The following is a 13,390-nucleotide window of genomic DNA, read 5'->3' on the forward strand; positions in this document are numbered from 1 at the left end:
TTTGCTCCCTTAACGATGACGGAATTCACGGTGTTCAACACGTCCGGCAGATGCCTGACGCGGCGGCTGATGACGGGCAGCCAGTTGTCTGCTTTGCGAACCACGCTGCTGCTGGGCTTGCCAGTTGGCGGAGCGACTGTCGTTACCGCTCAGCGCATTCGCCCGGGGCTGACTGGTTCGCTGCTGTAGCGCGTGTTGCTGCGCAGGTTGTGAGATTCGTTTCTCCTGTCGCTGCGTTGCGGTCTGGCGGTTTTCGCGCTGCTGTGTGGTTGTCCGCTTCGCCGTCTGAGGTTTGGTGTCATAGCCACGGTAGTTACTGCGCTGAGAAATCTGCTTGAGCTGTTCGCTTGAGGCCTGCCGCTGTGCATCTTTAATCCCCGGGTGCGCTGTCTGTGGGAAGGTTTTGCCTGTCGATTTCTCCATCTGGCTGAGGGCGGCCTGACGCTGGCTATCGCGGCTAACCGGTTTTTGCTGTGTTGCGCTGAGCCCCGTAGCCGTGTTGGTGGAGTGGAAGCGCGTGTTGAGCTGGTTTGTCGGGTAGGGCACACCTTCCCGATAGGCCGGGTTGTGCTGCCAGGTGCGGCTGGCGTCCGTCAGACGCTGACCACTGATTTTATTAAAGTTCTGAACGTTAATATTGATGTTGTTATCACCGTTGCGATTATAGCCGCCGTGATCCCAGTCATCGTCATGATGGTGATGATCCCAGTCATCATCGTCATCCCAGTCGATATTGCTGAAAATGGCGTAGGTTGTCGCCACGCCCAGGCTAAAGCCTAAGCCTTTCACCAGGCTGTCGGTAAATTGCTCGCCAGGCGAGGGCGGGAGATAGGTTGGCGGATACGCGGTGTTTGGCCAGGTACCGTAAACCGTATTGGGGTTATAGGTAGGGACATAAACAACCTGCGGATCGGCAGATTCAATTTTGATTACCGTTGGGGCGGGCGCGGAAGTCGTGGCTGTCGTTGTCTCAGTGGTGCTGGTTTTCGCTGCCGCCGGTTTTGTCACGGTGGTGACCGTCTGCTGAGGCGTGGATTGTAAAGCGCCGGTCTTCTGCGCCAGCGCGCGCAGGCGCTGAACGGAATCCATCACGTCCTTCGGCTGCGCTAGAAACGCATCGCCGAGGTTTTGTACCCACGGCGGATTTCCGCCCATCAGCGACATTAACTGAGGAAACGCCACCAGCGATTTCACGCTGGGATCCCACGGCTGGCTCGCCCCCGCCTGAATCGCGGCATCGCCCTGCATGTTGGGGTTATCTTTTGACCACTGCGCGGCCTGGATAACGTTGGCCGGATAGGTCGATGCCATTAAAATTTGAGACAGCAGCGCGTCCGGATAGAGCGCAATCGGGGCGACCCACTGATCGATTTGCGCGGCCGTGTAAGCTGGTGCGACAACGGGGGCGGGTTGGGCCGCAGGTGTTGCCACCTGTTGTTGGGCGACAGGCGCGGGAGCGACAGGCTCTGATGCACGGCTTTTGACAAACATCACGCCAGAGGCGGCAAACAGCCCGGTACTGCACAGAAGGACGAGCAGATGTGGCTTAAAGGGCAACTTCATATAGTGACTCCAACGAGACAAGCGCTGTGCCGTGAGGCGTTACGGTTGGCGTGAGTATTATTCACCCGTCTTTTACGGTTTTGACTTTTCTTGGGAAGCGTCGATTTTGTCCGGACAAAGAGTGTGAATATTTATTACACAATTATATCGGAGGGTTGAAAAACCGCCGGGGTTTCAGAAGGCCGCTCTTGCGAGCGGCCAGCAGCTAGTTGCCGAGGTTGACGACGAACAGCACCGTGATGTCGGATATGTTCCAGCCACCGTGTAGTGCGGTAAGCAGTAAACCGATCGCAACGATCAGCGCAGTGATTCGCATCTCCATTGCATGCGTTCCTGTACAGGCTACGCGGGTTCATTCTTCACCGGGAAAGGCAGAACCAGGCAAGTTGGGATTGCCGCGTAGGTTACGGAACTGCTCCCGGGCCCGGTGACTGGTTGCTACGCCAGCGAAGCAGGCCGGGGAGAAGAGTAATCGACTCAGCGGTCTTTCAGAAGACGAAAAATGAAGTTGAAAGGATTTTTATTCGAAGCAGGAAGGCGCTACGCAAAATCGACATAATGGCTTGCAAGCCAGCGTGGCGTGATGCAAAATTCATCGCGTTGGGATTGCCGCAAATCTGCCAACCCGGTGTGCTACCACCGCAAGGCAACAAATTAACCGCTGTGAGGCGGTTTTTTTGTACCCCGAATTCGTCTCGTTTCCCCGATACACCATGCTTAACGATTCAGCAAATATTTTAATGTTGCTTTTTTGTAAACAGATTAACACTGTGCAGAAATCCTGCTATGCTGCCCGACGCGGTATCGGGCATTTACCCTACAACTGCTGTCTCACAGGAGCGTGAAGAGAACGCCCGCCGCATATGACAATGAGAGCGAGGAGAACCGTCGTGCTAGAAGAATACCGTAAGCACGTAGCAGAACGTGCCGCCGAGGGAATTGTACCCAAACCGTTAGATGCAACCCAAATGGCCGCGCTCGTCGAGCTGCTGAAGAACCCGCCTAAGGGCGAAGAAGAATTCCTGTTAGATCTGCTGATCAACCGCGTACCGCCTGGCGTAGATGAAGCTGCCTACGTAAAAGCCGGATTCCTTGCTGCTATCGCCAAAGGCGAAGCCACCTCCCCACTGGTTACTCCTGAAAAAGCCATTGAACTGCTCGGCACTATGCAGGGTGGTTACAACATTCATCCGCTGATTGACGCGCTGGATAACGACACGCTGGCACCGATTGCCGCGAAAGCGCTTTCTTCAACGCTGCTGATGTTCGATAACTTCTACGATGTCGAAGAAAAAGCCAAAGCGGGCAATGTCTATGCGAAGCAGGTGATGCAGTCCTGGGCGGACGCCGAATGGTTCCTCAACCGTCCGGCCCTGGCTGAAAAAATTACCGTGACCGTCTTCAAAGTGACCGGTGAAACCAACACCGATGACCTCTCTCCGGCGCCGGATGCGTGGTCTCGTCCTGATATCCCTCTGCACGCCCTGGCGATGCTGAAGAACGCCCGTGAAGGCATTGAGCCGGATCAGCCGGGTAGCGTCGGCCCGATCAAACAGATCGAAGCGCTTCAGGAGAAAGGTTTCCCGCTGGCCTATGTGGGTGATGTTGTGGGTACCGGTTCTTCCCGTAAGTCCGCGACCAACTCCGTGCTGTGGTTCATGGGTGACGACATTCCGCACGTGCCTAACAAGCGCGGCGGCGGCCTGTGCCTCGGCGGCAAAATTGCCCCTATCTTCTTTAACACCATGGAAGATGCAGGTGCGCTGCCAATTGAAGTGGATGTCAGTAACCTGAACATGGGCGACGTGATTGACGTCTACCCGTATAAAGGCGAAGTGCGTAACCACGACACTAACGAACTGCTGGCAAGCTTCGAGCTGAAAACCGACGTGCTGATCGACGAAGTGCGTGCCGGTGGCCGTATCCCGCTGATCATCGGTCGTGGCCTGACCACCAAAGCGCGTGAAGCGCTGGGCCTGCCGCACTCAGACGTGTTCCGTCACGCGAAAGATGTTGCGGAAAGCAACCGTGGTTATTCGCTGGCGCAGAAAATGGTGGGTCGCGCGTGCGGCGTTGCGGGTATTCGCCCTGGCGCATACTGCGAGCCGAAAATGACTTCCGTGGGGTCTCAGGACACCACCGGCCCAATGACCCGTGACGAACTGAAAGACCTGGCGTGCCTGGGCTTCTCTTCTGATCTGGTGATGCAGTCCTTCTGTCACACAGCGGCGTACCCGAAGCCGGTTGACGTGACCACGCACCACACGCTGCCAGACTTCATCATGAACCGTGGCGGTGTCTCCCTGCGTCCAGGTGACGGTGTTATCCACTCCTGGCTGAACCGCATGCTGCTGCCGGATACCGTGGGTACCGGTGGTGACTCCCACACCCGTTTCCCTATCGGTATCTCCTTCCCGGCGGGCTCCGGTCTGGTGGCATTTGCGGCTGCGACCGGCGTGATGCCGCTGGATATGCCGGAATCAGTGCTGGTGCGCTTCAAAGGTAAAATGCAGCCGGGTATCACCCTGCGCGACCTGGTTCACGCGATCCCGCTGTATGCGATTAAACAGGGCCTGCTGACCGTTGAGAAGAAAGGGAAGAAAAACATCTTCTCTGGCCGCATTCTGGAAATCGAAGGTCTGCCGGATCTGAAAGTGGAGCAGGCGTTCGAGCTGACCGATGCCTCCGCTGAGCGTTCTGCGGCGGGCTGTACCATCAAGCTGAACAAAGAGCCGATTATTGAGTATCTGACCTCCAACATCGTGCTGCTGAAGTGGATGATTGCAGAAGGCTACGGCGATCGTCGTACGCTGGAGCGTCGTATCCAGGGCATGGAGAAATGGCTGGCGGATCCGCAGCTGCTGGAAGCGGACGCTGACGCAGAGTATGCGGCAGTGATCGACATCGATCTGGCGGATATCAAAGAGCCAATCCTGTGTGCACCGAACGATCCTGACGATGCGCGTCTGCTCTCTGATGTGCAGGGCGATAAGATCGACGAAGTGTTCATCGGCTCCTGCATGACCAACATCGGTCACTTCCGTGCTGCCGGTAAGCTGCTGGATACCCATAAAGGCCAGCTGCCGACCCGCCTGTGGGTGGCACCGCCAACCCGTATGGATGCCGCACAGCTGACGGAAGAAGGTTACTACAGCGTGTTTGGTAAGAGTGGTGCGCGTATCGAAATCCCAGGTTGTTCCCTGTGTATGGGTAACCAGGCGCGCGTGGCGGACGGTGCGACGGTGGTCTCCACCTCTACCCGTAACTTCCCGAACCGTTTAGGTACCGGTGCGAACGTTTACCTGGCTTCTGCGGAGCTGGCTGCGGTTGCGGCGCTGATTGGCAAGCTGCCAACGCCGGAAGAGTACCAGACCTTTGTGGCTCAGGTAGATAAGACGGCGGTGGACACCTATCGCTATCTGAACTTCGACCAGCTCTCTCAGTACACCGAGAAGGCTGACGGGGTTATCTTCCAGACCGCGGTATAAACGGCAAAACCGTCTCTGTTGAGACGGTTTTTAGTGTTTGCACCCTCTCCCGTGGGAGAGGGACGGGGTGAGGGCATCAGGCCGCTGGGTCTTGCTCTCACTTTTTATTTTCATTCCTCCCGCCTCTCCCGCTTTTTTTCTTCCTCTCTGCTGCGATAATTACCCTAATGGCTTTGCAGAGGAAAATACTATGGATTACGAATTTCTGCGCGACATCACCGGAGTGGTGAAAGTGCGTATGTCGATGGGGCACGAAGCCGTTGGCCACTGGTTTAACGAAGAGGTGAAAGAGGATCTCGCGCTGCTGGATGAAGTTGAACAGGCGGCGAAGACGGTAAAAGGCAGTGAACGCTCCTGGCAACGTGCCGGACATGAATACACGCTGTGGATGGATGGCGAAGAGGTGATGGTGCGCGCCAACCAGCTGGAGTTTTCGGGTGATGAGATGGAAGAGGGGATGAGCTACTACGATGAAGAGAGCCTGTCGCTGTGCGGCGTCGAGGACTTTTTGCAGGTGGTAGCTGCGTACCGGGCGTTTATGAAACAGAAGTAACGGAAATTCCCTCCGGAGAGTACCGGAGGGAATCTGCGGGTTTTACGCTACAGTAAAAATCTCACAAAATTAGCGGTAGGGTTGGTCGCTGCAACGGGCGTTGCCCTCCCGGCGCTGAACGACCACGCCTGGCATTGAGACGCGACTGGCATACCGTCGTTACGTACAAGGAATTTCACCCCACCCGGGTTTTGCGGCGGATCGCTGACCGGCATTCCGCAGGCGATCAGAAAATCAATGTCGCTGTTTTTGCTCTGCAGCTCCGCTATCCGTTGCTCCCAGCCCGCCGGGCGAACATTCCCCTGCGTGAAGTAATCCAGACAGATATCAATGCTGAACGGCTTATCGCCCGCATAAGTATTGGTGAAGTAATCGGTGACAACGATCCCATGCAATGATTCTGCCGACACTTCGCTGCTGTCGCCGATATGAATGATCTGACCATCCGGCAATTGGGCAGAAATATGCCCCGGGATCGCGTGGCCGTCCGTCTGAGGAAAGAAATCAATCGTGGAAACGTAGCGTTTCGGCCACATCGTCAGGGATTTATCGCTACGGGTATTTTGCCCGCACAGCAGCCAGTTCACGGCGTGAAAAACGGCGTCGTGGCAGGGCGTCTCCTCACTCTCGTCATCGTCTCGATACAGGATGGCACAGGTTCCCGCCAGAAAGGTGATGGCAGAGGAGGGATCCCCGGAACGGGCAGGGAAGGCATCAATCAGTCTGTTAACGTAGTCGCTGACATTGCTCATGTAGAAATCACCGAGCTTCATGATGTCATCTTCACTGTGCACATTACTCCAGCGGGTATTCCAGAAGAATTCTGGAAGCGTGACAAAGGTATGGTCCCAGCTGCCGGAGTCGGTTTCCAGTACCGTTTTGAGCTGAGCACTGACCTGACTCAGGCGGAATTCCATCCGCTCTTTGGCGTGTGCCAGCAGATCTTCATCCGCACCTCGCAGGTCGTCTGCCTCATGCGTAAAGGAGTCAGCACACCAGGAAAGAATTCGAATTGTCATGTTACACCTCGTGATTGATCAGGATAAAAACAGGTTTTTTTCAGCGTTCCGACGTGCAGTCAGGCCCGCCAGAACCTGGCCACCGGCATGGTTCCATTTCGGAAATTCCTCAGCTGCGCCGTTGAAGTCTCCGCTGTTCACTTTGCGCAACAGGGTTGAACTCTTCAGATTGGCTGGCCCCAGGTTAAAGGCGAAGCTCACCAGGGCATCGAACTGGTTCTGGGTGACTTCCACCGTCAGCATGTTGTTGACGTCATGCTCAAAACGCTGCAAGTCCTCACGTAGGATCTGCTCCGCGTCTTCAGCGGTGATGGTTCGCGTGCCGCCTGGTGGGATCGGGTTTTCGACATGGCCATAACCGATGGTTGGAATGCCGACGGCATCTTTGTAGGTGGTTAAACGCAGGCCTTCATACTGTTTGATAAGGGCAATGCCGCCATTGCCCGTTGTTTTCAAAGCATCACTCATGGTTTTTCTCCTTTACGGGGACGGGAGTCATACGGTGGATGAATTCATCAAGCAGGCGCAGCACCGCTTCTGGCGGCTCCTGAGCGACAAAATCAATTTCAATATCAATGTTTTGGGTGTCCGTTTTACCTTCATGGGGCTGGGGCGCCATGGTGACGAGGAAGTGGCCACGCTCTCCCTGTCCTGTTAGCGTGCTTATGGATTCGGTTGCATCACCGCGAACGGTCAGGCGCATCTTCATTCTCTCCATCGAGAGATTGCGCGGTGGTGCAAGCGTTACCAGCGGCACGTTCAAACGATGCTCATCATCCAGCTGAAGCTCGGCGTAGTCGGGTTTGTAGCTACCGTCCGGAGCCTGCTCAAACAACTGGGAGAGCACGGCGATGTACTGATGGGTCATATACTGGTTGGCACTGAAAGCCGCGTGCTGGAGCCCTTGTACCAGGGTATCTAAGCCCATAGCGTGGTTGCCCTTGTTGCCGGCAGGAGGCGGCGGCGTACCGTTATCGCCTCCACCGGCACCGCCGTTATTTCCCCCGTCATTGCCTCCGGTGTTGCCGTTTTCGCCGGAGGGAGCATGGGACGGCGTTATGTCCGGTGGATCTTCTGATGACAGCGTTGTCGGTTTATCCGCCGGGGTTTCGGGACTGGTTTCAGGCGTTACAGCGTCGGGCGATTTACGGCTGAACCAGAATCGACGTGAATCAGGCATGCTTTTTCTCCTTCAGGCAGGTGTCCGTAAGCCGGGCACCTGCCAGGGGTATTAAATGCGTTTGAATGTGTGGTGTGGGTTAACCGTTACCCCCTTGAGGCGGCGCGACCGGGGCAGGGGCCGGTGCTGGGGTAATCAGACCTGAACTGTTGGTGGCAGGCAGTGTGGCAGGCTGATCTTCTGCGCGTTGTGCCGGTTTGGTGGCAGCATTTGTCAGATAATCGACCACGCGGCTGAGCGCCTCCGGCATCGGCTGACGTTTTACAGAGGTGTGGATGGAGTATTTGGCTCGGGTATCGGTCGAGCGGGTCTGTTCTGACTTATGGCTAACACTCCCCTTCACGCTGACGGAGAATGGACCCCAGCCGATTTTGCCCTCAAGGGAGCCTTCCTGGCTGCTGCTTTCGTTGCTGGCTGCGCTCTGGTGGATCTCAAGCTCGAAGTCGATAGTCCCTTCTTCGATACAGATGATGGGATGCACGACTGCCGCGAGCAGAGGAATACGCATGACTTTGGTCTGTGTACCGGTCGTCACGCCTTTCTCATCGACGAGCGTTTCCTCATAATCAAACTGTACCGAAACGGCCTTGCCGTCCTTAATACAGACACTTAATAAGAAATCGGTATAACTTTTTGCTGCCTGGGTTTGGGCTTTAATCATTGCCTGTAGTGGCGCAGAAATCATACTGTCTAGCGGCAATGAACTAATAACTGAACCTATAAATCCGGCATCAACATTTGCATCTGGCATAATTCATTCCTCGATATTTTGGTGGTTGCAGAATATGTCTGCCCCTTAATCATGGATATCGATGAATAAAGCATCTATGAGCGTAAAGTTATGTTTTCAGAAATCATTCCGTCTGTATGGAATGGCCTGTATCGAAAGTTACATGGCGAAATGTGACGGGCTGTGCTTAATAAATTAAACCGGCATTACTCCTGCAATTGAAAATTTCATCTGGTGTTATTGCTTTTCATCGCACAGCAGCTCTCGCGTTGAGGTCTGTATGAGGTTTTTAAGTGCCGCTAACAAGATAACGATTATTTAAGTGGGACGACAATGAATATACTTATTTATGATGAATTGCCGCTGTTCATTCATGGCATCCGATGCCGTTGGGCTGAACTTGCGCCCGCACTACATATCACAGCAGCACATAGCGAAGATGAGGTCTGGAAAGGGTTAATAAAAAACCGGGCTGATATTATTATTCTGGATGCTGATTACGAGATTGAGAAAAAAATAGCATTATTAACGCAGTTAACATCACAGGCGGATCATGTTTTCGTGTTGATGAACTTTTCACGGCTGGATAATGTAAACCCGATTTGTTTTTTGGAGAATGGTGCCGCCGGGATTTTGACAAAGAAAATGGAGTCGGAAGAGTTATTGCAGGCGATCGAATGGGTGCGGCAAGGGAGAATATATTTACCGGATAGTTGCTTGCGTGAGCATAAATTAATACGAATGCATAATTCCCCGCCCCCTTTGCGCACACTCTCACCCCGGCAGCGCGAGATCCTGCATCTTGTTGTGCAGGGACACAGTAATAAACAAATTTGTCGTGTGCTGGGGATTGCGGAAGGAACGGTTAAGAATCATCTCCATGCCTTGTTTCGTCAACTGGGTGTCAGAAATCGTACGGAAGCGGCGATGATACTGGCACAAACGCCGGTTTAAGAAACAAACAAAATAATAAAGAAGGAAAAATCATCGCTTTTCCTTCTTTATCCGTTTGCATGCGTGTTACACGGCAGGAATATTGCGGCCGTAGTAGATTTCCCGCATCTCTTTCCAGAGCAGGTCGGTAATGGCCTTGCGCTCGTCTTCGCTCAAATCTTCTGGTCGGGTGTGGAACATGTAGTGCTTAAGGTCAAACTCCTTAAGTAACATTTTGGTATGGAAGATGTTTTCCTGGTACACGTTCACATCCATCATGTCATACAGCGACTTCATGTCGTCAGACATAAAGTTCTGGATGGAGTTGATCTCATGGTCGATGAAGTGCTTCATCCCGTTGATATCGCGGGTAAAGCCGCGCACGCGATAATCAATGGTCACGATGTCCGATTCCAGCTGGTGGATTAAATAGTTCAGCGCGTTCAGCGGGGAAATCACGCCACAGGTCGACACTTCTATGTCAGCCCGGAAAGTACACAGCCCACCTTCCGGGTGGCTCTCCGGATAGGTGTGCACGCAGATATGGCTTTTATCGAGGTGCGCGACGACCACTTCCGGCAGCGGGCCCGGATGCTCCGTTTTGTCGATAAGCTTAGGGTCGACCGGCTCTTCGCTGACCAAAATGGTCACGCTGGCACCCTGGGGTTCGTAATCCTGACGCGCGATGTTCAGGATGTTGGCGCCAATGATTGAACAGGTTTCTGTCAGGATCTCGGTCAGACGGTTGGCGTTGTAGAGTTCGTCGATATAGGCGATGTAACCATCGCGTTCTTCCGCTGTTTTGGCATAGCAGATATCGTAAATACAAAAACTCAGGCTTTTGGTCAGGTTGTTAAAGCCATGCAGTTTAAGCTTTTTCAATTAGCTCACCCCCTTAGTGGATAATGCGTCTTGCAGGTACTGCGGCAGCGCAAACGCGGCGGTATGAATTGCCGGGTTGTAGTAGCGGCATGTGAGCCCAGCCTGATGGAAGCGGGCCTGAATAAATTCAGTCGAGAGGTGGCGCAGCACGTCGTTATCCGTCGCCCAGGCAAAGGTCATGATCCCGCCGTAATAGGTAGGAATGGCCGCCTGATAGAAGCTGACGTCAGAAAAATAGGTGCTGAGCTTGCGATGGCTGTCGAGCGCTTCATCCTGCTGCAGGAAGCAGACGCCGTTTTGTGCGACAAAGATCCCGCCAGGGTTCAGGCAGCGCTTACAGCCTTCGTAGAACGAGGAGGTAAACAGCGATGCACCCGGGCCGATAGGGTCGGTGCAGTCGGAGATAATGACGTCAAAGGTCTGCGAGGTCTGGTTAACGAAGTTAACGCCGTCGTCAATCACCAGGTTAAACCGCGGATCGTCATAGCTACCGGCATTGTGGTTGGGCAGGTACTGACGGCAGAAAGAGACCACACCCGCGTCGATCTCGACCATCGTAATGGTTTCAATCGATTGATGACGGGACACTTCACGCAGCATTGCGCCGTCGCCACCGCCGATAATCAGAACGTGTTTCGCGTGCCCGTGCGCCAGCAGCGGAACGTGGGTCATCATCTCGTGATAGATAAACTCGTCACGCTCGGTCGTTTGTACTACGCCATCCAGTGCCATGACGCGGCCAAAAGCGGCATTCTCAAAGATGATGAGATCCTGGTGATCGGTTTTCTCATGATAGAGCACGTTATCAACGGCAAAATACTGACCAAACTGGTCATGCAGTGTTTCATGCCACAACGTGTGGTCGGCCATACGCGGACTCCTCCTTTGTTAACATCCGTAACACTCATAAAAAATGAGCGAAACATGATAGCTAACTATAACCATGGTTGCACGGTTATAGGGTGAACAGGGGGCGTCGGGAAGATTATTTCACGTAGGCGAGCAGGCTGAGTGAATCGCGAGCCAGCGCTTTGCATTTTTTAGCCGTGGGAATGCCAATACCGCTCAAGTCACGGTAACTGTCTTCACCGAGCGCCTTCATGTCAAAGCTGTCGTAGTTGCTGAGATCCCATTGGTTCTGCTGGGCGAAAAAGACCAGCGCACGGCGAATTTGCCCGTTGGGTAAATTCTGGTAGCCACAATCATTTTTCAGGAATACAAAAACCGCCGTCAGGTCGGCCATATCTTCCGCTTCATTTTCACTGAGCGCATAGCTGTTCGCACACATTGCCATCAGGCTACCGAACAAAATTGTCCTGAAAAACGTCTTCATTGCTTCTACCACTTCTTCACGGAAAATTAACGTTAGCATACTTGATGCCAGTGCGACGATCTTTATTATTGCCGCCCGACTTGACCTTCCGGTAAGGGGAGGGTTTATGCTCAAAAGATCGCCTGCTGGAAATAAGGAAATGAACATGCAACGTCGTGATTTTTTAAAATATTCCGTTGCGCTGGGGGCTGCCAGCGCACTACCACTCTGGAGCCGCGCCGTTTTCGCGGCTGAAAGACCTGCCTTACCCATCCCTGATTTACTGACCGCTGACGCCCGTAGCCGTATCCAGCTCGTTGTTCAGTCCGGTCAAACATCCTTTGGCGGGCACAACGCCACGACGTGGGGCTATAACGGCAATTTGCTCGGTCCGGCGCTTCAGCTACGTAAAGGGAAAGCGGTGACGGTGGATATCCACAACACGCTCGCAGAAGAGACGACGCTCCACTGGCACGGGCTGGAAGTGCCGGGTGAAGTCGACGGTGGACCACAGGGCATTATCAAGGCCGGTGGTAAACGTAGCGTGACTTTTACGCCCGAGCAGCGTGCGGCGACCTGCTGGTTCCATCCGCATCAGCATGGCAAAACCGGCCATCAGGTTGCGATGGGGTTGGCCGGGCTGGTGCTGATTGAAGACGATGAAAGCCGCCTGCTGCGTCTGCCGAAACAGTGGGGCATCGATGATGTGCCGGTGATTGTGCAGGACAAAAAATTCACCGCAGACGGGCAGATTGACTACCAGCTGGACGTCATGAGCGCGGCGGTCGGCTGGTTCGGGGATACGCTGCTGACCAACGGTGCGATTTACCCTCAGCACGCCGCGCCAAAAGGCTGGCTGCGTTTACGTCTGCTTAACGGCTGTAACGCGCGTTCCCTTAATTTTGCGACCAGTGATAAACGCCCTTTGTACGTGGTCGCCAGCGACGGGGGGCTTCTGCCCGAGCCAGTTAAAGTGGATGCGCTGCCGATGCTCATGGGGGAGCGCTTTGAGGTGCTGGTGGATATCAGCGACGGCAAGGCGTTTGACCTGGTGACCCTCCCGGTCAGCCAGATGGGGATGGCGGTTGCGCCATTTGATAAGCCGCATCCAGTGTTACGCATTCAGCCGTTACTGGTTACCGCGTCGGGCACGCTGCCGGATACGTTAACCACGCTGCCTGCACTCCCGTCGCTTGAAGGGCTCACGCAACGCAAGCTTCAGCTCTCCATGGACCCGATGCTCGACATGATGGGCATGCAGGCGCTGATGAAGAAGTATGGCAATCAGGCAATGGCGGGAATGCATCACGGTCAGATGATGGGCCATATGAATATGGACCACGGCAAAATGGGCGGCATGGATCATGGCGGCCATGGCTTTGATTTCCACAACGCCAATAAGATCAACGGTAAAGCGTTTGATATGAACACGCCGATGTTTGCCGCTACAAAAGGGCAGTTTGAGCGCTGGGTGATTTCAGGCGAAGGCGACATGATGCTGCACCCGTTCCACATCCACGGCACGCAGTTCCGCATTCTTTCTGAGAACGGCAACGCGCCGGATGCGCATCGCGCAGGCTGGAAGGACACCGTGAGAGTGGAGGGCGGCGTGAGCGAGGTGCTGGTGAAGTTTGACCACGACGCGCCGAAGGAGTTTGCCTACATGGCGCATTGCCATCTGCTGGAGCATGAAGATACGGGGATGATGCTCGGTTTTACCGTATAAAAAA

At 54.3% G+C, this 13,390-nt stretch carries 12 protein-coding genes; 4 read left to right on the forward strand and 8 right to left on the reverse strand.

Features of this window, described 5'->3' with window-relative positions; genetic code table 11:
* Positions 1-9 precede the first annotated feature (9 nt).
* Positions 10-1,563: a DUF3300 domain-containing protein gene (locus tag AAER43_RS03740; RefSeq protein ID WP_050862976.1), complete on the reverse strand. Its 1,554-nt coding sequence runs from the start codon at positions 1,561-1,563 to the stop codon at positions 10-12.
* Positions 1,564-2,453: 890 nt separating this feature from the next.
* Between AAER43_RS03740 and acnB the strand changes: the two genes are divergently transcribed.
* Positions 2,454-5,051, forward strand: a complete 2,598-nt coding sequence (acnB, locus tag AAER43_RS03745) for a bifunctional aconitate hydratase 2/2-methylisocitrate dehydratase (RefSeq protein WP_023332097.1) — start codon at positions 2,454-2,456, stop codon at positions 5,049-5,051.
* Between the two features lie 190 nt (positions 5,052-5,241).
* Positions 5,242-5,604: a protein YacL gene (gene yacL, locus AAER43_RS03750; RefSeq protein WP_014882574.1), complete on the forward strand. Its 363-nt coding sequence runs from the start codon at positions 5,242-5,244 to the stop codon at positions 5,602-5,604.
* A 47-nt stretch (positions 5,605-5,651) separates the two neighbouring features.
* Here the strand turns inward: yacL and AAER43_RS03755 are convergent, their stop codons facing one another.
* The 4 genes from AAER43_RS03755 to AAER43_RS03770 all read right to left on the reverse strand — a co-directional run bounded on the left by AAER43_RS03755 (position 5,652) and on the right by AAER43_RS03770 (position 8,554).
* The gene (locus AAER43_RS03755; protein ID WP_050862977.1) at positions 5,652-6,623 is read right to left on the reverse strand and encodes a hypothetical protein; all 972 of its coding nucleotides are present in this window, start codon (positions 6,621-6,623) and stop codon (positions 5,652-5,654) included.
* Between the two features lie 18 nt (positions 6,624-6,641).
* Entirely contained in the window at positions 6,642-7,091 is a 450-nt protein-coding gene (locus AAER43_RS03760) for a lysozyme (protein ID WP_023332099.1), read from the reverse strand.
* On the reverse strand, positions 7,084-7,803 hold the full coding sequence (locus tag AAER43_RS03765) for a DUF2589 domain-containing protein (RefSeq protein WP_023339019.1): 720 nt from the start codon (positions 7,801-7,803) through the stop codon (positions 7,084-7,086). Before AAER43_RS03765 ends, AAER43_RS03760 begins: the two co-directional genes overlap by 8 nt.
* 79 nt (positions 7,804-7,882) lie before the next feature.
* A complete protein-coding gene (locus AAER43_RS03770) occupies positions 7,883-8,554 on the reverse strand; it encodes a DUF2589 domain-containing protein (protein ID WP_023332101.1) in 672 nt (223 codons plus the stop codon).
* Between the two features lie 312 nt (positions 8,555-8,866).
* Between AAER43_RS03770 and AAER43_RS03775 the strand changes: the two genes are divergently transcribed.
* Positions 8,867-9,487 (forward strand): response regulator transcription factor, encoded by a 621-nt coding sequence (locus AAER43_RS03775; RefSeq protein ID WP_023339020.1) that lies wholly within the window; start codon positions 8,867-8,869, stop codon positions 9,485-9,487.
* 66 nt (positions 9,488-9,553) lie between these two features.
* Here the strand turns inward: AAER43_RS03775 and speD are convergent, their stop codons facing one another.
* The 3 genes from speD to AAER43_RS03790 form a co-directional block, all read right to left on the reverse strand.
* The gene (gene speD, locus AAER43_RS03780; protein ID WP_014882580.1) at positions 9,554-10,348 is read right to left on the reverse strand and encodes an adenosylmethionine decarboxylase; all 795 of its coding nucleotides are present in this window, start codon (positions 10,346-10,348) and stop codon (positions 9,554-9,556) included.
* Positions 10,349-11,218, reverse strand: coding sequence for a polyamine aminopropyltransferase (speE, locus tag AAER43_RS03785; RefSeq protein WP_057057760.1), 870 nt, complete (start codon positions 11,216-11,218; stop codon positions 10,349-10,351).
* 115 nt (positions 11,219-11,333) lie between these two features.
* Complete coding sequence (locus tag AAER43_RS03790; RefSeq protein WP_014882582.1) at positions 11,334-11,681, reverse strand: YacC family pilotin-like protein; 348 nt, start codon at positions 11,679-11,681, stop codon at positions 11,334-11,336.
* A 145-nt stretch (positions 11,682-11,826) separates the two neighbouring features.
* Here AAER43_RS03790 and cueO point away from each other — a divergent pair, with 145 nt between their 5' ends.
* Complete coding sequence (cueO, locus tag AAER43_RS03795; RefSeq protein ID WP_050862978.1) at positions 11,827-13,386, forward strand: multicopper oxidase CueO; 1,560 nt, start codon at positions 11,827-11,829, stop codon at positions 13,384-13,386.
* Positions 13,387-13,390: the final 4 nt, after the last annotated feature.

This window comes from Enterobacter sp. FUJ80071, assembly GCF_038739915.1.
Lineage (GTDB): Bacteria > Pseudomonadota > Gammaproteobacteria > Enterobacterales > Enterobacteriaceae > Enterobacter > Enterobacter kobei.

What these genes read in the sequence shown, in the direction of transcription:
- speE (WP_057057760.1), bottom strand. Translation starts at nt 11,218, where the DNA reads ATGGCCGACCACACGTTGTGGCATGAAACACTGCATGACCAGTTTGGT.
- AAER43_RS03790 (WP_014882582.1), bottom strand. Translation starts at nt 11,681, where the DNA reads ATGAAGACGTTTTTCAGGACAATTTTGTTCGGTAGCCTGATGGCAATG.
- AAER43_RS03760 (WP_023332099.1), bottom strand. Translation starts at nt 7,091, where the DNA reads ATGAGTGATGCTTTGAAAACAACGGGCAATGGCGGCATTGCCCTTATC.
- yacL (WP_014882574.1), top strand. Translation starts at nt 5,242, where the DNA reads ATGGATTACGAATTTCTGCGCGACATCACCGGAGTGGTGAAAGTGCGT.
- AAER43_RS03740 (WP_050862976.1), bottom strand. Translation starts at nt 1,563, where the DNA reads ATGAAGTTGCCCTTTAAGCCACATCTGCTCGTCCTTCTGTGCAGTACC.
- AAER43_RS03765 (WP_023339019.1), bottom strand. Translation starts at nt 7,803, where the DNA reads ATGCCTGATTCACGTCGATTCTGGTTCAGCCGTAAATCGCCCGACGCT.
- AAER43_RS03775 (WP_023339020.1), top strand. Translation starts at nt 8,867, where the DNA reads ATGAATATACTTATTTATGATGAATTGCCGCTGTTCATTCATGGCATC.
- AAER43_RS03755 (WP_050862977.1), bottom strand. Translation starts at nt 6,623, where the DNA reads ATGACAATTCGAATTCTTTCCTGGTGTGCTGACTCCTTTACGCATGAG.
- cueO (WP_050862978.1), top strand. Translation starts at nt 11,827, where the DNA reads ATGCAACGTCGTGATTTTTTAAAATATTCCGTTGCGCTGGGGGCTGCC.
- AAER43_RS03770 (WP_023332101.1), bottom strand. Translation starts at nt 8,554, where the DNA reads ATGCCAGATGCAAATGTTGATGCCGGATTTATAGGTTCAGTTATTAGT.